This is a genomic window from Bacillus sp. FSL M8-0071, from assembly GCF_037975455.1.
Taxonomy (GTDB): domain Bacteria; phylum Bacillota; class Bacilli; order Bacillales; family Bacillaceae; genus Bacillus; species Bacillus subtilis.
On the sequence record NZ_CP150256.1, the window covers coordinates 3,327,917 to 3,346,635 of the forward strand.

General features: G+C 45.6%; 21 protein-coding genes and 1 other RNA gene. 7 read left to right on the plus strand and 15 right to left on the minus strand.

Going from position 1 to position 18,719, the window contains the following annotated elements; genetic code table 11:
* Window positions 1-73: 73 nt before the first annotated feature.
* From MKX71_RS17285 to secG, 6 genes are all read right to left on the minus strand, one after another.
* The gene (locus MKX71_RS17285; RefSeq protein WP_339231390.1) at window positions 74-868 is read right to left on the minus strand and encodes an SDR family oxidoreductase; all 795 of its coding nucleotides are present in this window, start codon (window positions 866-868) and stop codon (window positions 74-76) included.
* Window positions 869-1,050: 182 nt separating this feature from the next.
* Window positions 1,051-1,413, minus strand: a transfer-messenger RNA (tmRNA) gene (ssrA, locus tag MKX71_RS17290).
* A 176-nt stretch (window positions 1,414-1,589) separates the two neighbouring features.
* The gene (gene smpB / locus MKX71_RS17295) at window positions 1,590-2,060 is read right to left on the minus strand and encodes an SsrA-binding protein (RefSeq protein ID WP_003220025.1); all 471 of its coding nucleotides are present in this window, start codon (window positions 2,058-2,060) and stop codon (window positions 1,590-1,592) included.
* Window positions 2,061-2,204: 144 nt separating this feature from the next.
* On the minus strand, window positions 2,205-4,544 hold the full coding sequence (gene rnr / locus MKX71_RS17300; protein WP_003228386.1) for a ribonuclease R: 2,340 nt from the start codon (window positions 4,542-4,544) through the stop codon (window positions 2,205-2,207).
* 18 nt (window positions 4,545-4,562) lie between these two features.
* A complete protein-coding gene (locus MKX71_RS17305) occupies window positions 4,563-5,303 on the minus strand; it encodes a carboxylesterase (protein WP_003242610.1) in 741 nt (246 codons plus the stop codon).
* 131 nt (window positions 5,304-5,434) lie between these two features.
* A complete protein-coding gene (secG, locus tag MKX71_RS17310) occupies window positions 5,435-5,665 on the minus strand; it encodes a preprotein translocase subunit SecG (protein ID WP_003220028.1) in 231 nt (76 codons plus the stop codon).
* 148 nt (window positions 5,666-5,813) lie between these two features.
* Between secG and MKX71_RS17315 the strand changes: the two genes are divergently transcribed.
* The gene (locus tag MKX71_RS17315; RefSeq protein ID WP_213385620.1) at window positions 5,814-6,575 is read left to right on the plus strand and encodes an alpha/beta hydrolase; all 762 of its coding nucleotides are present in this window, start codon (window positions 5,814-5,816) and stop codon (window positions 6,573-6,575) included.
* Window positions 6,576-6,625: 50 nt separating this feature from the next.
* On the opposite strand, the gene MKX71_RS17320 is transcribed toward MKX71_RS17315, so the two are convergent.
* Window positions 6,626-6,859 carry a helix-turn-helix transcriptional regulator gene (locus MKX71_RS17320; RefSeq protein WP_009968172.1) on the minus strand — a complete coding sequence of 78 codons (234 nt, stop codon included), beginning with the start codon at window positions 6,857-6,859 and terminating at the stop codon, window positions 6,626-6,628.
* A gap of 151 nt (window positions 6,860-7,010) precedes the next feature.
* On the opposite strand from MKX71_RS17320, the gene rghR reads away from it, so the two are divergent.
* From rghR to MKX71_RS17340, 4 genes are all read left to right on the plus strand, one after another.
* A complete protein-coding gene (rghR, locus tag MKX71_RS17325; RefSeq protein ID WP_003220034.1) occupies window positions 7,011-7,418 on the plus strand; it encodes a transcriptional repressor RghR in 408 nt (135 codons plus the stop codon).
* 29 nt (window positions 7,419-7,447) lie between these two features.
* Window positions 7,448-7,867: a helix-turn-helix transcriptional regulator gene (locus MKX71_RS17330; RefSeq protein WP_070547762.1), complete on the plus strand. Its 420-nt coding sequence runs from the start codon at window positions 7,448-7,450 to the stop codon at window positions 7,865-7,867.
* Window positions 7,868-7,958: 91 nt separating this feature from the next.
* On the plus strand, window positions 7,959-8,285 hold the full coding sequence (gene catR, locus MKX71_RS17335; RefSeq protein WP_003242888.1) for a catDE operon transcriptional regulator CatR: 327 nt from the start codon (window positions 7,959-7,961) through the stop codon (window positions 8,283-8,285).
* Window positions 8,286-8,412: 127 nt separating this feature from the next.
* Entirely contained in the window at window positions 8,413-10,113 is a 1,701-nt protein-coding gene (locus MKX71_RS17340) for a methyl-accepting chemotaxis protein (RefSeq protein ID WP_339231392.1), read from the plus strand.
* Between the two features lie 39 nt (window positions 10,114-10,152).
* Here the strand turns inward: MKX71_RS17340 and opuBD are convergent, their stop codons facing one another.
* Genes opuBD through opuBA form a run of 4 tightly spaced genes read right to left on the minus strand, consistent with a single transcriptional unit; the run spans window position 10,153 to window position 13,597 of the window.
* Window positions 10,153-10,833, minus strand: coding sequence for a choline ABC transporter permease OpuBD (gene opuBD, locus MKX71_RS17345; RefSeq protein WP_003228374.1), 681 nt, complete (start codon window positions 10,831-10,833; stop codon window positions 10,153-10,155).
* Window positions 10,834-10,849: 16 nt separating this feature from the next.
* Window positions 10,850-11,770, minus strand: a complete 921-nt coding sequence (opuBC, locus tag MKX71_RS17350; protein ID WP_339231394.1) for a choline ABC transporter substrate-binding lipoprotein OpuBC — start codon at window positions 11,768-11,770, stop codon at window positions 10,850-10,852.
* An 11-nt stretch (window positions 11,771-11,781) separates the two neighbouring features.
* Window positions 11,782-12,435 carry a choline ABC transporter permease OpuBB gene (opuBB, locus tag MKX71_RS17355; RefSeq protein WP_116315862.1) on the minus strand — a complete coding sequence of 218 codons (654 nt, stop codon included), beginning with the start codon at window positions 12,433-12,435 and terminating at the stop codon, window positions 11,782-11,784.
* 16 nt (window positions 12,436-12,451) lie between these two features.
* Window positions 12,452-13,597: a choline ABC transporter ATP-binding protein OpuBA gene (gene opuBA / locus MKX71_RS17360; protein WP_003228368.1), complete on the minus strand. Its 1,146-nt coding sequence runs from the start codon at window positions 13,595-13,597 to the stop codon at window positions 12,452-12,454.
* Between the two features lie 283 nt (window positions 13,598-13,880).
* Here opuBA and MKX71_RS17365 point away from each other — a divergent pair, with 283 nt between their 5' ends.
* Window positions 13,881-14,414 carry a GbsR/MarR family transcriptional regulator gene (locus MKX71_RS17365; RefSeq protein WP_014478002.1) on the plus strand — a complete coding sequence of 178 codons (534 nt, stop codon included), beginning with the start codon at window positions 13,881-13,883 and terminating at the stop codon, window positions 14,412-14,414.
* Window positions 14,415-14,445: 31 nt separating this feature from the next.
* On the opposite strand, the gene opuCD is transcribed toward MKX71_RS17365, so the two are convergent.
* Genes opuCD through opuCA form a run of 4 tightly spaced genes read right to left on the minus strand, consistent with a single transcriptional unit; the run spans window position 14,446 to window position 17,887 of the window.
* Complete coding sequence (gene opuCD, locus MKX71_RS17370) at window positions 14,446-15,120, minus strand: glycine betaine/carnitine/choline/choline sulfate ABC transporter permease OpuCD (protein ID WP_014478003.1); 675 nt, start codon at window positions 15,118-15,120, stop codon at window positions 14,446-14,448.
* A gap of 17 nt (window positions 15,121-15,137) precedes the next feature.
* A complete protein-coding gene (opuCC, locus tag MKX71_RS17375) occupies window positions 15,138-16,049 on the minus strand; it encodes an osmoprotectant ABC transporter substrate-binding lipoprotein OpuCC (protein ID WP_003228350.1) in 912 nt (303 codons plus the stop codon).
* A gap of 19 nt (window positions 16,050-16,068) precedes the next feature.
* Complete coding sequence (gene opuCB, locus MKX71_RS17380) at window positions 16,069-16,722, minus strand: glycine betaine/carnitine/choline/choline sulfate ABC transporter permease OpuCB (protein ID WP_003228349.1); 654 nt, start codon at window positions 16,720-16,722, stop codon at window positions 16,069-16,071.
* A gap of 22 nt (window positions 16,723-16,744) precedes the next feature.
* Complete coding sequence (opuCA, locus tag MKX71_RS17385) at window positions 16,745-17,887, minus strand: osmoprotectant ABC transporter ATP-binding protein OpuCA (RefSeq protein ID WP_003243370.1); 1,143 nt, start codon at window positions 17,885-17,887, stop codon at window positions 16,745-16,747.
* A 263-nt stretch (window positions 17,888-18,150) separates the two neighbouring features.
* Between opuCA and opcR the strand changes: the two genes are divergently transcribed.
* Window positions 18,151-18,708, plus strand: a complete 558-nt coding sequence (gene opcR / locus MKX71_RS17390) for an opuC operon transcriptional regulator OpcR (protein ID WP_069322908.1) — start codon at window positions 18,151-18,153, stop codon at window positions 18,706-18,708.
* Window positions 18,709-18,719 lie beyond the last annotated feature (11 nt).

The following is an 18,719-nucleotide window of genomic DNA, read 5'->3' on the forward strand; positions in this document are numbered from 1 at the left end:
CGGTACCAATATTATACGGCAGAAATTTATGGAAATCAACAATATATAAAAAACCTCTCCTGTTGGGAGAGGTTTAAAAGACACTGCGGACCAAACCGCCGTCCGCCCGAAGTGCCGCGCCATTGATCGCAGAGGAAAGCGGGCTGCTTAAAAATGTAACGAAGTGGGCGATTTCTTCCGGACGGATCAGTCTTTGAATAATAGATGTCGGCCGGTTTTCTTTCATAAAACGTGCCTCAGCTTCTTGAACAGTCAGGTTTTCACCAGGATACAGCGAGTTCAGCATGGTTTCCACACCCTCTGTTAAGGTAGAGCCCGGCATGACGGTGTTGACTGTGACATTCGTGCCGGTTGCCAGCTCCGCCAAACTGCGGGAAATGGACAGCTGCATCGTTTTTGTCGCACTGTAATGGGCCATTTCCTGTGACGGCATAATCGCCGCTTCACTGGCAATGAAAATCACACGCCCTTCTTTTTTCTCTATCATGTTATGCAAATACCTGCGTGTCAGCCTTACACCGCTCATAATATTCACTTCAAAAAAACGAAACCATTCATCGTCGGGAATATCAAAGTACTCCGCCGGTTCAAAAATCCCTAAATTGTTGACCAAAATATCAACCTCTGGATATGCCTGAAACAGCTCATTGCAGCCTTCTTCAGTTCCCAAATCAAATGCGGCCGGATAAAGAAGCGCTTCAGCATGTTGTGTTTTCAGTTCATCTATCGTCTGATTCACTTTCTCTTCCCGGCGTCCGTTAATGATCACTGCCGCACCTTCTTCAGCTAACGAAGAGGCAATAGCTTTTCCGATCCCAGATGTCGAACCGGTCACCAGTGCGGTTTTTCCTTGTAAATTCAGCTTCATTATTCATCCCTCCGTTTTTGATTCCTCTTATTTATTGACAGAAATCTGATTGGTGAAACATCTGCTCTGCAATCAGTATGAAACAGCTGGGATTGAAATGGAAGTACGCACTTTTTGGTGCCTGTGGTTTGGAGAAAAAATAAAGCAGAACCTCTTAAGAGGTTCTGCTTTATTGTCAGTATGTATGGAGACGGTGGGAGTCGAACCCACGTCCAGAAACATCGATTACTTAAGCGTCTACGAGCGTAGCCTGCATATTTATGGTTTCACTCATCTTCTTGCCTGCGGGCGGGCCTTCCGAGAGCTAGTCTGTTCATCTCTTCTTACGTTCTCAGACGGGAACGCAAGCGTAGCCTACTTGGATGTGCTCTTCACAGACACATAGGCAATGTCAGGAAGAGCTCGCTGCGCTTATTAGGCAGCTAATGCTACGTTTTGGTTAAAACTGTTAGTTTTGCCAGTTATATTTAAGTGCGTGTTTACGAGATCGCCTCTCGGCTCGCAGCTCAAGCTCGATCCATCCCTGTCGAATCCGTAACGTCCCCTTGGTATAAGGGAAATACGGGAGAAAATATCAAGCTCTCACTCAAACTGGCTATAGTCTTATTATAACATGATCACGGCTCTTTTCAATTGTCAAATCCTTCAAATGAATGGCGTCGTGATCTAATCGTGAACACAGTATAGCACAGGCCTGAATTTCGAATCAAGCACTATGCCTTTAGAAGCCTTTTTGACTGTCTCTAAATGCTCTTTCGATTTCCCGCTTCGCGTCCTTGCGCTTCAGATCTTCCCGTTTGTCATAGTTCTTCTTCCCTTTTCCAAGGCCGAGAAGCACTTTGGCAAAGCCGTTTTTTAAATACAGCTTCAGCGGAACGAGAGAATAGCCTTTTTCCTTTGTTAACCCGATCAGCTTATTAATCTCCTTGCGGTGCATTAACAGCTTTCTTGTCCGGAGCGGATCGTGGTTATAGCGGTTTCCCTGCTCATATGGGCTGACGTGCATATTGTGGAGAAACACTTCTCCCCGTTCGATTTTGGCGAAGGAATCCTTAAGGTTTACGCGGCCGGCGCGAATCGATTTGATTTCGGTTCCTTGCAGAACGATGCCTGTTTCATAGGTTTCTTCTATAAAATAATCGTGGTTGGCTTTCTTATTTTGAGATAATACTTTTCCTGACCCTTTTGGCATGCCAGAACCTCCTCTCTCTAAGGAAAAACTGTCCACCTTTTGCGATACGCTCTATTTTACCAAATGTCACGTACCGCTACAATGAAAAGCTGTTTCCGAAAGAAAGCAAATAGAGCGCTGCGGCCCTATTTGCTGGTTGAGCTGCTATTTCTTCTTTTTCCGTTTCTGTTTCGGCGCATTCTGGAAGCCGCGTTTTTTCTTTTTCTTCTTCGGCTTAGTGAACCACTCCCCTTTTTCCTCAGACGGAGCTGGAGAAACAGGTGTATTGGTGCTTTGAACACGTTTTCTGGCAGGCTTTCCGCGTTTTCTGCTCCGGCTGCTGTCCAATTCTCTCGGACGCCGCGGAGTGCCCTTCATGCCGACAATTTCAAAGTCGATATTGCGCTCATCTTTATTGACATCGACAACCTTGACTGTGATTTCATCCCCGATGCGGAAGACGTTGCCTGTCCGCTCGCCAATCATTGCGAAATGCTGTTCGTCAAAGCGGTAGTAGTCATCTGTCATAAAGCTGACATGGACGAGTCCTTCAATTGTATTCGGCAACTCGACGAACATTCCGAAGTTTGTCACAGAGCTGATCATGCCGTCAAACTCTTCACCGATTTTATCAAGCATGTATTCCGCTTTTTTCAGATCATCCGTCTCACGCTCGGCGTCAACTGCACGGCGCTCCATTGATGATGTATGTTCGGCGATATCCGGCAGGCGTTCAGCCCACTTTTCCTGAGTCGCTTCATCGACTTTGCCGTTGATCAAATACGTTCGGATCAGGCGGTGAACGATTAAGTCCGGATAACGGCGGATCGGCGATGTGAAATGCGTATAGAATTCCGTTGACAGACCGAAGTGCCCCAAGCTTTGCGGGTCGTATTTCGCCTGTTTCATCGAACGGAGCATAACAGTAGATATAACCGTTTCCTCTGGTCTGTCACGCACAGCGTCCAGAATGCTTTGCAGCGCGCGCGGATGAATATTTCCCGCCGTTCCTTTCACCACATAGCCAAATGTCGTCACAAACTCTAAAAACTTTTGCAGCTTTTCAGCATTCGGCTCTTCGTGAATCCGGTATATAAACGGGACGTTCATCCAATGGAAATGCTCTGCCACTGTTTCGTTTGCCACAAGCATAAATTCTTCAATCAGCTTCTCGGCAACAGAGCGTTCTCTGATCACAACGTCTTTAACCGCTCCTTCGTCATCAACAAGCACCTTTGCTTCTTTGAAATCAAAGTCAACGGCGCCGCGGTCCATCCGCTTATCGCGCAGAATTTGAGCCAGGCGCTCCATGTCTTTGAACATCGGAACAAGAGGCTCGTATTTTTGTTTCAGCTCTTCATCATCGTCAACAAGAATTTTATTTACATCTGAATATGTCATTCTTTCCGTTGTTTTGATGACACTTTGGAAGATCTCGTGCTCTGTCACCTGTCCCTGACTGTTAATTGTCATTTCACAAGAAAGCGTCAGGCGGTCAACCTTTGGATTTAAGGAGCAGATGCCGTTTGACAATCTGTGCGGAATCATCGGGATGACACGGTCAACCAGATACACACTTGTCCCTCTTTCAAGCGCTTCTTTGTCAATCGGCGAGTTTTCGGTTACGTAATGGCTGACATCAGCTATGTGAACGCCAAGCTTGTAGCTTCCATCATCAAGCTTCGTCACGGTAACTGCATCATCCAAATCCTTCGCATCCGCACCATCAATGGTGACAATCACCTGGTCACGGAGATCACGGCGGTCTTTCAGATCTTTTTCATCAATCGTGTCAGGCGTACTTGATGCCTGTTCCATTGCGTCAGCTGGAAATTCTCCCGGCAGGCCGTGCTTATGAATGACCGATAAAATATCAATGCCCGGGTCGTTTTTGTGGCCGAGAATGGTTTCAACCTCACCCTCTGCGTTCATGCGGCCTTCAGGATAGCTCGTCAGCTTGACAACAACCTTATGCCCTTCCGCAGCTCCATTTTTCCCATTTTTCGGAATGAAGATGTCACTCGTGATTTTTTTGTCGTCCGGAATGACAAAGCCGAAGTTTCTCGTTTCTGTATACGTGCCGACAACCCGCTGAATCGCTCTTTCTAAAATCCGTATGACGGTTCCTTCCTGCCTGGAGCCGCTTGACTGTGAATTTAGACGCACCATGACGATATCGCCGTTCATTGCCGTATTTAGCTCATTAGGCGGAATAAACACATCACTTAACGACGTATCCTCAGGCAGCAAAAAGGCGAATCCTTTCGCATGCGCTGAAATCTTTCCTTTTATTAAATTCATCTTCTCCGGAATGCCGTAACGGTCGCTTCTCGTCCGTACGATAAGGCCTTTTTCTTCCAAGGCGACTAACGCTTTGACGAGCTCTTTAAACTCCTCGGCTTCCGTAATATTTAACATCTCCTCAAGTTCCTGAACGGTCAGAGGTTTGTACGCCTCTTCCTTCATAAACGAGAGAAGCTTTTCCATAAATGCTTCTTTTTCCATTATCCGACCTCCTGTTGATTACCAATCGAGCTTCTCTAAAAATTCATACACATCCTGATGGACGAGGTCACGTTCTTTGTCGAGTGTAATGACATGCCCTGATTCCTCGTACCATTTCAGCTGTTTATCATCAGTTTCCACTTCGTTGTAAATAATATTGGCGCTTTCGGTATTAATCATGTGGTCATGACGGGCCTGCACCACAAATGTCGGTGAATAAATCATATCGACATTATTCCGCACATCAGCAATTAAGTCTTGCAGCGCCTTGAGGGTATTCATCGGCGTTTTTTCGAATTCTTTCATTTCCTCTTCAATTTGCTCCGGGCTTTTCCCCTCAAACTTTTTGTAATTGCGAGCGTATGAAAGAACGCCTTGATACATGACCTCTTCACTCTTAATATGCATCGGTGCGCACATTGGGACAATTCCCTTTATGGGTACAGTGTAACCCAATTTCAGCGAAAAAACCCCGCCAAGCGACAGTCCGCAGGCAGCAATGCTCTCATAGCCTTCAGATTTTAAGTATTCATAGCCATCCATTACGTTTTTCCACCAGTCTTCGGGCCCCGTATGTACAAGTTCTTCAGGCGGGACGCCATGTCCTTCATATTGAGGCGCGTGGCACGTATAGCCGCGTTCATTCAAATATCGTCCCAGCATCCTTACATCCGCTGTATTGCCTGTAAAGCCGTGCAGCAAAAGCACCGCTTTGTCTCCGCCTTTAAATGTAAATGGTTTTGGTGTCACAACTTTCATGCTCATGTCTCCCTTTCTATCTGCACGATCATTTTAGTTTTCCACAGTTTAATCAGAAAAAAACGTTTTGAATATCATCCAGAAACGTGAAAAAGGCCTGACTTCACATCAGACCTTATACAAACATTGCCCTATAGGATATAAGCAAGCGCAATCGTTAACACGAAAAACAAGACTGCCAGCACTACCGTAATGCGGTGCAAAATTAAATCAAGACCTCTTGCTTTTTGTTTCCCGAAGAGCTGCTCCGCTCCGCCTGAAATCGCACCAGATAATCCGGCGCTTTTACTGGATTGAAGCAAAACGACAATAATAAGTGCAATGCTGACGATAACCAATAAGGTAATCAAAACTGCGTGCATCCCATACACCTCCAGACTCACTGGCTACATTACTTCTATTTTACATGAAAAGGGTTGGCATGTCACGCTGTATCAGACGCCAAAAGGCCGGATAAGACGTTTTATCTTGGTTACCCTATTCATATGAAAAGGCCAAAGGAGAAAAGCGATGCCGCTTATCAGCATAGACAGCAGGAAACATCTTTTTTATGAAGAATATGGACAGGGAATCCCTATCATTTTTATCCACCCGCCGGGCATGGGACGCAAGGTTTTTTATTATCAGCGCCTTCTATCCAAGCATTTCAGGGTGATTTTTCCCGATTTAAGCGGCCACGGTGATAGTGATCATATCGATCAGCCAGCGTCTATTTCCTATTACGCAAACGAGATCGCGCAATTCATGGACGCTTTGCACATTGATAAAGCTGTGTTATTCGGGTATTCTGCCGGAGGCTTAATCGCGCAGCATATCGGCTTCACCCGCCCGGACAAAGTGTCACACCTTATTCTGTCCGGCGCCTACCCCGCTGTTCATAACGTAATCGGCCAGAAGCTGCACAAACTGGGAATGTATCTGCTTGAAAAAAACCCCGGTTTGCTCATGAAAATCCTCGCTGGCAGCCACACAAAAGACAGACAGCTTCGCAGCATATTAACAGACCATATGAAAAAAGCAGACCTGGCCCATTGGCATCAGTATTATCTGGATTCGCTTGGCTACAACTGCATTGAACAGCTGCCCCGCCTAGAAATGCCAATGCTGTTTATGTATGGCGGCCTGCGGGACTGGACCTTTACAAACGCAGGCTATTACCGAAGATCGTGCAGACATGCCGAATTTTTCAGATTGGAATATCAGGGACATCAATTGCCGACAAAACAATGGAAAACGTGCAATGAGCTGGTGACAGGGTTTGTTTTGTGCTGACACATCATTCAATATAGAAAACGCTTGGATCTCCTTGCGTTTTCTATATTTTATTGACTTTTGTCAACAAAATCATAGTAAAAAAGATCCTCAAATTTCAAATTAAAATAGTGAAGCATTTTACCGATCACAAGCTGCCCCGGCCGTCTTTCTCCATTCAGCACGCGGCTCAGTGTGGCGGGTGAGACTCCGATTTCCAGCGCAAGCTGATTAAGGGAATAATCGTTATTAACCATATACTGCAAGACATAATCACGTCTAATCTGTATCTTTTCTACTGGCACTTTCCTCACCTTCCATTCCTGAAAAACTTTTTTCTATACTTTTACATTACGGCTTATGTTAACTTTTGTCAATACATTTCCAGTCTACCTATTCCCTTTAGTCAATAAACATACTAAAATATGAGTAACAGTGAGGGACGGGGTGAGATATATGGAAAGCTTTGGCGAACAATTACGGGCATTGCGTGAAGAGAGAAAGTTAACAGTCAACCAGCTGGCGACTTATTCAGGCGTAAGCGCGGCCGGCATCTCCAGAATCGAAAACGGAAAACGGGGCGTTCCCAAACCTGCCACCATCAAAAAACTGGCAGAGGCCTTAAAAATTCCTTATGAGGGGCTTATGTACAAGGCTGGTTACATCGAAGAAGTGCATGAAGCCAGGGCCCCTTACGAAACGAAGTGCAAGCTGCTTGAAAAAGCGGAGGCCTATGACCTGAAAAACCTTGCGCTTCTTGAGAACGAAAAGTGGCAATATCTCAATAAAGAAGATTTGCTCATGCTGGATCATTATTTTTCGTTTATTTCAGACGAAGCCAAAAAACGGTCTGCTGATGACTGACTCTTGATAGAAATGTGAGGCGATAGACCATGTCACCGTTCGGACAGCAATTACGGGAGCTGCGCCGCGCCCGCAAACTGACAGTGAATCAGCTTGCGGTGTACTCAGGCATCAGCTCGGCCACCATTTCAAAAATTGAAAACGGCAAACGCGGGACGCCAAAACCCGCCACGATTAAAAAACTGGCGACTGTACTGAAAGTGCCCTACGAAAACCTGATGGCTGCCGCTGGTCATATTCAAGCTTTTCCAGAAGAAATCCGCGAAGCATCTGAAAGCTATCAATCCGTTTATGAAATTTACCAGACGGCTGTCACTCGCGGAGCGGAGCACCTCCCGATTTTCAATAGTCAAAAATGGGAACATCTCTCAAAGCAGGATATTGAAAATCTCAGTAAATACTTCGATTTTTTGTCTTCAGAAGCAAAAAAACGGGCCTCTTCCTCATAATCCCCTGTTTCTCTTTCTATATTTTATCAATCACGCTTGCATACCCTCCCTCGTTATTTGCGTTATAATAGTGACAGACGAGGTGAAAAGTATGAACCAATCAGAAATGTGTCCTAGATTTGAAAAAGCAGTCGACATCTTAAGTAAACGCTGGGTCGCTTTAATCGTATTTCAGCTCTTGAACGGGTCTCAGCGATTTAGCGAAATTGAAGCAGCACTTCCAAATCTAAGCGGCAGAGTTCTGTCAGAACGGCTGAAAGAACTTGAGCTTGAAGGAGTAGTGAAGCGGGATGTCATCCCTGAAACTCCGGTTCGCATCGAATATTCATTGACTGATAAAGGAAAGGCACTAGCACCCATATTAGGTGAGATTTCTAAATGGGCGACTGAATGGATTGACCCTTCCTTTCTTGACTAATTGCTAAAACGGCTCTGATCTCAAAGATGAGAAAAGAGCCGTTTTTTATTTTTTCCCAGGTGAAAAAACGATTTCTCAGCCGATATATAGTACATCCACACATTACGTTTTTAAAGGAGACCACTATATGCGACTGACGATTTCCCGCAAATTCAGCCTGGTATTTTTGACACTGATCCTGATCAATTTACTTGTAGGCGGAATAGGCGTTCTTAATATGCAGCATATCATTCAAAAAACAGATGAAATCAACACAAAATGGATTGACGGCATCAAAGGAATCACTTCAATTAATTATGTAACCGAGCACCTGTCTTCTAAAGAAAAGGACTTTCTGATTTATACAGACAAAAGCAAAATGGATACACTTGATCAAGAAATGAATCAAATCATGGAAGACATTAACCAAAAGCTCGATAACTACGAAAAAACGATCTCCACTGATAAAGAGCAGAAACTGTTCGAGCAGCTTCAAACTGAAGTGAATACCTATATGGATATTCATGCGCAAATTATCGAAAGCGGCCGCACGAATGACATGGACAAAGCAAGAGGTTTATTGGTTCAGACTGAGGCCAGCTTTGAGGATATGAAAAAAACAATCACTCAGCTTGTTGACTTAAATCAAGAAGGCAGCAACACAGCGGTAAAAGAAACGAAGGCCGTCTATCATAAAGGGCTCATTTACACTGCTTTGCTTGTGGCAGCTTCGATCCTCATCAGCATTTTCATCTGGCTTTATATCACGCGAAACATTGTAAAGCCTATCATTCGCATGAAGGAATCTGCCAATCATATTGCCGAAGGCGATCTGTCGAACGATATGGAGCCGCTCAACTCAAAAGACGAGCTGGGTGATCTGAATGAAGCGCTGCAAAAAATGGTAGGGAATCTGAGAGATATTGTCGGATATTCTAAAGACATATCAAGCCGGGTTCTTTCTTCTTCACAGGTGCTTGCAACCGCAACGAATGAAACAAGATCCGGCAGCAAACATATTACTGAAACGATGAACGAAATGTCTGAGGGCTCTGAACAGCAGGCCCAAGACGCGGTGACGATTGCCGAATCGATGAATGAGTTCACTGAAAACATTGATAAAGTCTATAATCACGGCATTACCATCAGCGATACGTCTCAAAACGTTCTCGAACTCGCGGTAAGCGGAAACGAAAATATGGCTACGTCATTACAGCAAATGAAAACCATCCACCATATCGTTCAAGAAGCCGTTCATAAAGTGAGATCACTTGAACAGCATTCTCAGGATATCAACAAGCTCGTTCAGGTCATCAACGGGATTGCCGAGCAGACGAATTTGCTGTCCCTTAACGCCGCGATTGAAGCTGCCCGCGCTGGAGAAAGCGGCAAAGGCTTCGCCGTTGTGGCTGATGAAGTCAGAAAGCTGGCTGACGGCGTTTCTGATTCCGTGCAGGACATTACCCGGATTGTAAACGGGACACAGCAGGAGATCCACACTGTCATTACGTACTTGGAAAGCAGCTTTACAGAAGTCGAAAAAGGAACGGAAAACCTGACAGACACCGGACAGGCTATGCAGCATATCAAACAATCCGTCACCCATGTTGCAGACAGCATTAAGGAAGTAACGGATGGCCTGAAGCAGTTAACAAACCAATCGATTACCATCAATCAATCGATTGAAAATATCGCTTCTGTATCCGAAGAGTCTGCCGCCGGCATTGAAGAAACATTTTCAATTACCGAGCAATCCGCCCATTCGATGGATCAAGTGCTTCTAAATGCTGAAGAGCTTGAGCAGCTGGCCAATGAGCTTAATGAGAAGATGGGTCAGTTTACGATTTAAATAGAAAAAAGAGGCTGGACTCCAGCCTCTTTTTCTATTCTATGCAGCTGATTGAACATGTTTCGCCCCGGTTCTTTTTTTCTTCACCGGACTTAATGCCCGCTCCAGCCAAGCCATGAGCAAATCCGCCCCTACCGCCATCACCGCAGTTGGTATCGCTCCGGCTAGAATAATCGCAGTTCCGTTTGTTGCGTTTGAGCCGCGGACAATCATGTCCCCAAGGCCTCCGGCACCGACAAATGTGCCGATCGCTGTAATTCCGATGGCAATGACGAGAGCCGTGCGAAGGCCCGCCATAATGACAGAAAGTGCGAGCGGGAGCTCAACCATTCTGAGTACTTGGAATTTCGTCATGCCCATTGCTTTTCCCGATTCTAAGTAGGCATGTTCAATACTGATAATGCCTGTGTACGTGTTTCGAATAATCGGCAGCAGGGAATACAGAAATAATGATAGAATCACGGTATTTGCGCCGAGCCCCATAACAAGCATTAAGACGGCCAGCATAGCGAGCGCCGGGATTGTTTGAATAACGTTTGTTACGGCAAACACCCAGGCTGACAAACGGCGAAAATGCGCGATGAGGATTCCGGCCGGAACCCCGACGACAGCGGCAAATAAAACGCCGTAAGCCGACATGAGAAAGTGGCGGCCGAATTCATCCATGACGTAACTGCCATTCTGCGCGTAATACGTCATTAACTGTTCAAGCACGTTCATTGACCTCTTCCCCCTTTCACGATTCGAAGTAGTGATGTTTTTCTAAATATTCCTTGGCAACGACAGACGGTTCTTTGAGATTGCCGTCGACTTCATAGTTAAGCTCCTGCATCGTGGTTGTGTCGATTTTTCCGAGCATTTTCTTGATGATGCCTTCAAGCTCAGGATGTTCTTTGAGCACCTTTTCCGGAACAACCGGAGAGCAGTCGTACGGCGGGAAAAATTGTTTATCATCCTTTAGCATTTTGAGACCATAGGACTTGATTCTTCCATCGGTTGAATACGCAAGCACAATGTCCATTTTTCCGCTTTTCACCGCGTCGTACACAAGGCCGATCTGCATCGGATACGTGCCGCCGAATGTCATGCCGTAGGTTTTCGTAAAATCCTGATAGCCGTTTCCTTTGAGCTTCATCCAATAGTTATCAACGCCCAGCTTTAATTGCGGCGCCCATTTTTTAACGTCTGATACGGTCTCTAAATGGTATTGGTCGGCCAGCTCCCTGCTGACTGTAAAGGCATATGTATTATCAAACCCGTAGGAGTCATACCACTTTAAATCATATCTTTTTTTAAACTCCCGCTGAGTAAGCGCCAGCGCTTTGTCCGGGTCTTTTTCCGGTTGCATTCTCAGCGTGCCTGTCAGCGCGTCTCCCGTATATCTTGTGGCCGCAATGTCGATTTCCCCGTTCATTAAAGCCTGCTGCTGCACCGCGTTGGAGCCAAGATTTTTAATCGTTGTTGTTTTGAGATCAGTATGGTGTTCGATCAACTGGCCAAGCATGCTGGCGATGATTTCTGATTCGCTCATGCTTTGCGCGCCGATTTTAATGGTCTGGTCTGCAGCAGCGCTGAGACCAGGAAGCGAACAGCCGCTCAGCGTCAGCGTTGCCGCAAGTGCTAAACCTATCATTAATTTGAGATATTTTCTTTTCATGAGCCGCCTCCTTATGACAATTCATTCAATCTCTGCATGCCGGCAGGTGTCAGTTTTCGTTCAGCAACTGCCAGCACATAATCAATCACAATTGCCAATATCGTGACAGGTACCGCGCCCCCGATGATATATTCCGGCTGATATAAATTCAGTCCGATAAAAATGTAATCACCCAATCCGCCGCCTCCGATAAAGGAAGCAAGCGTGGCCCAGCCGATTAAGTAAATCGTCGATGTTCTGATTCCCGCCATGATCACTGGTGCGGCAAGCGGCAGCTCCACCAAGCGGACTTGTTCAGACGGCGTCATTCCGATTCCTTTACCAGACTCGAGCAGATTTTTGTTGACGCCGCGAATGCCGGTATACGTGTTGCGAAGAATCGGCAATACGGAATAGAAAAACAAAGCCACAATGGCCGGAACCTTCCCTACACCAAGGAGCGGGATAAAAAAAGCGAGGATGGCCAGACTCGGCAGCGTCTGAATGATATTGACAATGCCGATAATGGTGCCGGCTCCTTTTTTCATTCTGGTAAGCACAACCCCGAGGGGGACGGCAACCAGCACGCCCAGGATCACAGCAATGAGCGATATCGTAATATGCTCGTATGTTTTATAAAGAAGCTCGCCCCCATTGGTTTGCAAAAATTGAACAATATGATGCATGACTTATCGCCCCTCCCTATGACAATGCTGCGAGCTGCTTTTCTTCTCCCCAGAGGGAGTCATACACGATGTCGACCAGACTTGCCCTCGTCACAATTCCGATCAGGCGTCGGTCTTCATCCACAACGGGAACATATTTGACACCCCGTTTTAAAATTTTGCGGACCGTGTCGCGCAGCAGTGTGCCGCCCAGTACTGTGTATATATCTTCATGTAAAACTTCACTGACGAGATTGGCCTTTTTCCGGCATTGATCAATGATTTCAACATCGACATAGCCTTGCAGAACACGCTCGTCATCGACGACCAGCAATGAATCGACCCGTTCCTGCCTCATCAGCTGAATGGCCTCAGAAAGTGTTTTATCCGCGGTGATCGTTACAGGCTGTGTGTTCATAATCTGGTCAACCCGTTCAACATCCGGGCTGGATGACTGAATCAGCCGCTCCTTGCCGATAAATTCCTCAACAAATTCGTCTGCCGGATTTCTTAAAATGTCATCGGGCGTTCCAACTTGAACGATTTCTCCCGCTTTTAAAATCACAATCCGGTCTGCCAGCTTAATCGCTTCATCCATATCGTGGGTAACAAATACGATGGTTTTATGTAAGGTTTTTTGCAGTTTTTTAAATTCTTCCTGGAGGGAATCCCTCGTAATCGGGTCGAGTGCCCCAAACGGTTCATCCATTAAGATAAGCGGCGGCTCCGCGGCAAGTGCCCGTAATACACCAATTCGCTGCTGCTGCCCCCCGCTTAATTCATGAGGGTAACGGTCTACATATTCTGGCCCCATATCGACCAATTTTAAAAGCTCACGCGCCCGCTCTTTCCGCTGCTGCTCCGGCCATTTCAGCAGTTTTGGGACGAGTGAGATATTCTGCTGAATGGTCATATGGGGAAACAGGCCGATCTGCTGAATCACATAGCCAATTTTGCGCCTGAGCTCTACAGGATCCTGGTCCATGATGTTTTCGCCGTCAATGAAAATCTTCCCGGCGGAAGGCTCAATTAATCGGTTAATCATTTTCATTGTTGTCGTTTTTCCGCAGCCGCTCGGCCCGATAAAGCAGATAAATTCGCCTTTTGCAATCTTAAGATTTACGTTGTTCACGGCTTTTTTGCCGCCCTTGTATGTTTTCGAGACATTTTCTAATGTCAGCAAACATCGCACCTCCAAAATTAAGTTTATTCAATTTGTTCAGTTTAAATTTAATTTTTCAGACAATTGAATGCTTCCCATTATAGAATAAAGTTTATAAAATAAAAAGTTTACAATTTGTTCATATTATTTATAAAGTATGTGTAAACGCTGATTTACCCGCATTGACGTGTGTTGATCTCCTTATTGCTCCAATTTCCTGCCAAATTCTCTTTTGACAGCATTTTCGCCGTATCAAAAATGTGGTATATTGACATCGGAATTGTTAGCTGAAAGGATGAAACCGTTGGAGAAAGATCCGTTAACGATCATTGAACAAGCCGAGGACCATTTTATAGAAAGAATCGCGGAAAACATGCATGCATTTGGAATGCCCTCTACCGTCGGACGAGTGCTGGGCATTATTTATATGAATCGAAAACCGATGACGCTTACGGAATTATCTGAGGCCACCGGCATGAGCAAAACACGCATGAGCCAGGTAGTGCGGGAAATGCTTGATGCCAACATTGCCGAGAAGGTGTTCGAAAAAGGCGTCCGAAAAGATTTATATGAGGTTGAGCAGGACTACTATCAAACATTTATCACGCTGTTTTCAGCCACCTGGAGCAAAGTCGTCAGCAAAAACAAAATGATGCATAAAAAACTCAATCGGGAGCTGCTTAGCGTGTTGGATGAAGAGCTTACTCCTGAAGCGGAAGAAAAAGTGAATGAACTGCTGAAAGAATTAAAGGAATGGCTTGATTATTATAATTGGCTCAGCCGTTTGATTGAGTTTTTTGAGAGCGAAGAAATTTTTAAATATGTGCCGAAGCCGTAAAAAACGCCCTGTCATTACAAGGCGTTTTTTCTTATGCGGCACCTGCCAAGTTTTTCTTCTTTCTCTTTTTAATCGGGCTTAATGCTCGTTCAAGCCAGCCCATGACCAAATCGGCAATCACCGCCATCAGAGCTGTGGGGATCGCTCCCGCTAATATAATCGCGGTTCCGTTTGTGGCGTTTGATCCCCTGACGATGATGTCCCCGAGACCGCCTGCACCGACAAATGTCCCGATGGCCGTAATGCCGATGGCAATGACAAGCGCGGTGCGCAGGCCGGCCATTATGACCGAAAGCGCAAGCGGAAGCTCGACCATCCTCAGCACTTGAAATTTTGTCATCCCCATTGCTTTTCCGGATTCAAGATAGGCGTGCTCAATACTGATAATCCCTGTATACGTATTTCTGATAATCGGCAGAAGAGAATACAGAAATAATGACAATATCACCGTATTAGCGCCCAGCCCCATGACAAGCATCAGCACGGCAAGCATGGCGAGAGCCGGGATCGTCTGAATGACGTTCGTGACCGCAAAAACCCATCCGCTTAATCTTCTGTATCTGGCTATCAGGATGCCGAGCGGAATTCCAACAATGGCGGCAAATAAAACGCCGTATACCGACATCAGAAAATGGCGGTAAAACTCCTGCAGCACATAACCGCCGTTTTGCGAATAGTATGTGCCAAGCTGCTGTAGTACTTCCATATGATCCACCTCTTTTCTTAGTCAAAATAATGATGTTTCTCTAAAAATTCCTTTGCTACGACAGACGGCTCCTTCAGCTTGCCATCCACTTCATAATTAAGTTCCTGCATCGTTTCCGTGTCGATTTGCCCAATCAGCTTATTGATCACACCTTCAAGTTCCGGATGCTCCTTAAGCACCTTTTCCGGAATCACCGGTGAACAGTCATACGGCGGAAAGAAACGCTTATCGTCTTTTAAGATTTTCAGATCATATGCTTTAATCCGTCCATCCGTTGAATAAGCCAAAACCGCATCCATTTTCCCGTTTTTGACTGCGTCATAGACTAGCCCGATCTGCATTGGATAAGTTGTGCCGAATTCAAAGCCATATGTGCTGACAAAGCCTTTATACCCGTCGCCTTTTCGTTTCAGCCAAGCATTGTCGACGCCTAATTTATATTGGGAGGCATTTTTCTTCAGGTCAGACACGGTGTTAATATGCTCCTTTTCCGCAAACTTTTTTGTTACGGTGAAGGCATATGTGTTATCAAAGCCGTAGGAATCAAACCATTTATAAGAAAAGCGCTTTTGAAACTCGTTCTGCACAATGTTCAGCGCTTTTTTCGGATCTTTCTCCGCTTCCTTGCCGAGGGTGCTTGTTAAATCTGTTCCGGAATAGCGCGTGGCTGAAATATCAATGTCACCGCCCAGCATCGCTTGGTGCTGAACATAGTTTGAGCCGAGGTTTTTCACTAAAGCAGTATTCAAATCTGTATCATGTTCAATAAGCTGCGCGATCATATTCGCTACAATTTCTGATTCTGTCATGCTCTGCGCCCCGATTTTGATCGTATCGTCAGAAGCGCCGCCTAGACCCGGCAGAGAGCAGCCGCCTAGCAGCATGACAAAGACGAGAGCAAACGCGCCAAGCCATTTGATTTTTGTCATTTTCAACAGTGCCAACTCCTTACGATACTTCCTTCATCCCTTGCAAGCCTTTCGGCGTCACCTTTCGTTCTGTCACAGCCAGCACATAATCAATAATAATTGCCAGAATTGTGACAGGCACGGCACCGCCAATGATATATTCAGGCTGGTATAGGTTCAGTCCGATAAAAATATAGTCCCCGAGGCCGCCTCCCCCGATAAACGACGCAAGTGTCGCCCAGCCAATTAGATAGATCGTTGATGTGCGGATCCCCGCCATGATGATGGGAATCGCCAGCGGGATTTCAACGAGCCGAATCTGCTCCCAGCCGGTCATGCCAATCCCTTTCCCCGATTCCAGGAGGTTTTTATTTACACCTTTAATGCCGGTATACGTATTGCGCAGGATCGGCAGCACCGAATAGAAAAATAAAGCGACAATCGCAGGCACTTTTCCTACGCCGAGAAGCGGAATAAAAAAGGCTAAAATCGCCAGACTCGGCAGGGTTTGCACAATGTTTACGAAACCGATTACCGCACCTGCGCCTTTTTTCATTCTGGTAAGAGCAACGCCGAGCGGCACTGCAACGATAATGCCCAATACAACGGCTATGAGTGAAATATATAAATGCTCTCCTGTTTTATACAACAGCTCTCCGCCGTTCGTTTGCAAAAAAGTCATCATTTGATTCATCTTAAAAGAGCTCCTCCCCTGGTCAGATCGTCATGAGCTGGTTTTCCTCGTCGCCCCAAATGGAATCGTATACGATATCAACGAGGCTCGCTCTTGTCACAATCCCTGCTAAATGGTTCTGTTCATCGACCACCGGAACATACTTGATCCCCTGCTTCAAAATTTTTCGGACTGTATCGCGAAGAAGCGCCCCTTTTTGAACGGTATATATATCTGAGCGGTATACATCGCCAACGATGCTCGCTTTTTTGCGGTTTTGATCAATCATTTCCACATCAACATAGCCCTTCAGCACATTTTGCCGGTCCACAACGAGCAGCGAGTCAACACGTTTTTCTCTCATCAGCTGAATCGCCTGAGAAAGCGTTTTGTCCGCAGATACCGTCACCGGCGTTCTGTTCATCATTTGCTCTACCCGCTCGATATCCGGTCTTGACTGAATCAGGCGCTCTTTCCCGATAAATTCTTCAACAAACTCATTTGCCGGGTTTCGAAGAATCTCATCAGGTGTGCCGACTTGAACGATTTCTCCCGCTTTTAATATCACAATCCTGTCAGCAAGCTTAATCGCTTCATCCATATCGTGGGTTACAAACACAATCGTTTTGTTTAAGGTTCTCTGCAGTTTTTTGAATTCTTCCTGAAGGGAATCACGCGTAATCGGATCAAGCGCTCCGAACGGTTCATCCATTAAAATGAGAGGGGGTTCCGCTGCCAGGGCGCGCAGCACGCCGATTCTCTGCTGCTGTCCGCCGCTGAGCTCATGCGGATAACGGTCTAAATACTCCGGGCCCATATCCACAAGCTTTAACAGCTCGCGCGCCCGTTCTTTCCGTTTTTCCTCAGGCCATTTCAGCAGCTTTGGTACGAGTGAGATGTTCTGCTGGATGGTCATATGGGGGAACAAACCAATCTGCTGTATCACATAGCCGATTTTTCTCCTCAGCTCAACCGGGTCCTGTTCCATAATATTTTCTCCGTCGATAAAGATCCTTCCAGACGATGGTTCTATCAGTCTGTTGATCATCTTCATCGTTGTCGTTTTTCCGCAGCCGCTCGGGCCGATAAAACAGATAAATTCACCTTTGGCAATATCTAAATCAATGCTGTTCACAGCTTTTTTGCCGCCTTTATATACTTTTGACACTTGTTCCAATTTCAGCAATCCGTGCACCTCCGCAGGTTTCCTTTAAATTTTCTGAAAAGTATAATCCTTATTATAGTTTGAACTTTATAAAATAAAAAGTTTACAATGTGTTGAAATTATATGTTATTTATAGATTATTTATTGTTATGACCGAGACGGAAAGGGTGTTCTTACAATTACGCCGGATACCTCCCACTTCCTCTGCATTCAGCTATTTTCAACACCAGGAAGAAATATGATATATTGACACCATCAATTGCCATTTGAAGGGATGATCAGCTGTGAAAAAAACCGCTCTCGACATCATTGAACATGCTGAAGAGCATCTCATTGAGAAGATTGCCGAAAATATGCATACGTTTGGAATGCCTTCAACTGTCGGACGTGTGCTCGGAATTATTTATATGAATCGAAAACCAATGACCTTAAGCGAGCTCTCTGAGGCAACGGGCATGAGCAAAACACGGATGAGCCAGGTTGTCCGGGAAATGATCGATGCCAATATCGCCGAAAAGGTGTTTGAAAAAGGCGTACGAAAAGACCTTTATGACGTCGAGCAGGATTATTATCAAACCTTCATTTCTTTATTTGCGGCGAATTGGACAAAGGTCGTGAGCAAAAACAAAGTGCTGTATAAAAAATTAAACCGGGAGCTGAGTGATCTTTTACAAAGGGACGGGCTTACCCCGGAAGCGGAAGAGAAAGTCAATCAGCTGCTGAGTGAATTAAAAGAATGGCTTCATTACTATGATTGGCTGAGCAGGTTGATTGAATTTTTTGAGAGTGAGGAAGTCTTTCGGTATGTGCCGAAAACAAAAGAAAGCAGCTCTCTAAAATAAGAGAGCTGCTT

Excerpts from the sequence above, each read along its gene's own strand:
- MKX71_RS17285 (WP_339231390.1), bottom strand. The coding sequence starts at position 868 with ATGAAGCTGAATTTACAAGGAAAAACCGCACTGGTGACCGGTTCGACA.
- smpB (WP_003220025.1), bottom strand. The coding sequence starts at position 2,060 with ATGCCAAAAGGGTCAGGAAAAGTATTATCTCAAAATAAGAAAGCCAAC.
- MKX71_RS17305 (WP_003242610.1), bottom strand. The coding sequence starts at position 5,303 with ATGAAAGTTGTGACACCAAAACCATTTACATTTAAAGGCGGAGACAAA.
- secG (WP_003220028.1), bottom strand. The coding sequence starts at position 5,665 with ATGCACGCAGTTTTGATTACCTTATTGGTTATCGTCAGCATTGCACTT.
- opuBC (WP_339231394.1), bottom strand. The coding sequence starts at position 11,770 with ATGAAAAGAAAATATCTCAAATTAATGATAGGTTTAGCACTTGCGGCA.
- opuCB (WP_003228349.1), bottom strand. The coding sequence starts at position 16,722 with ATGAATCAAATGATGACTTTTTTGCAAACGAACGGCGGAGAGCTGTTG.
- catR (WP_003242888.1), top strand. The coding sequence starts at position 7,959 with ATGAACCAATCAGAAATGTGTCCTAGATTTGAAAAAGCAGTCGACATC.
- MKX71_RS17330 (WP_070547762.1), top strand. The coding sequence starts at position 7,448 with ATGTCACCGTTCGGACAGCAATTACGGGAGCTGCGCCGCGCCCGCAAA.
- rghR (WP_003220034.1), top strand. The coding sequence starts at position 7,011 with ATGGAAAGCTTTGGCGAACAATTACGGGCATTGCGTGAAGAGAGAAAG.
- MKX71_RS17315 (WP_213385620.1), top strand. The coding sequence starts at position 5,814 with ATGCCGCTTATCAGCATAGACAGCAGGAAACATCTTTTTTATGAAGAA.
- opuBD (WP_003228374.1), bottom strand. The coding sequence starts at position 10,833 with ATGAACGTGCTTGAACAGTTAATGACGTATTACGCGCAGAATGGCAGT.
- MKX71_RS17340 (WP_339231392.1), top strand. The coding sequence starts at position 8,413 with ATGCGACTGACGATTTCCCGCAAATTCAGCCTGGTATTTTTGACACTG.
- opuCD (WP_014478003.1), bottom strand. The coding sequence starts at position 15,120 with ATGGAAGTACTACAGCAGCTTGGCACATACTATTCGCAAAACGGCGGT.
- opuCC (WP_003228350.1), bottom strand. The coding sequence starts at position 16,049 with ATGACAAAAATCAAATGGCTTGGCGCGTTTGCTCTCGTCTTTGTCATG.
- opuBB (WP_116315862.1), bottom strand. The coding sequence starts at position 12,435 with ATGCATCATATTGTTCAATTTTTGCAAACCAATGGGGGCGAGCTTCTT.
- rnr (WP_003228386.1), bottom strand. The coding sequence starts at position 4,544 with ATGGAAAAAGAAGCATTTATGGAAAAGCTTCTCTCGTTTATGAAGGAA.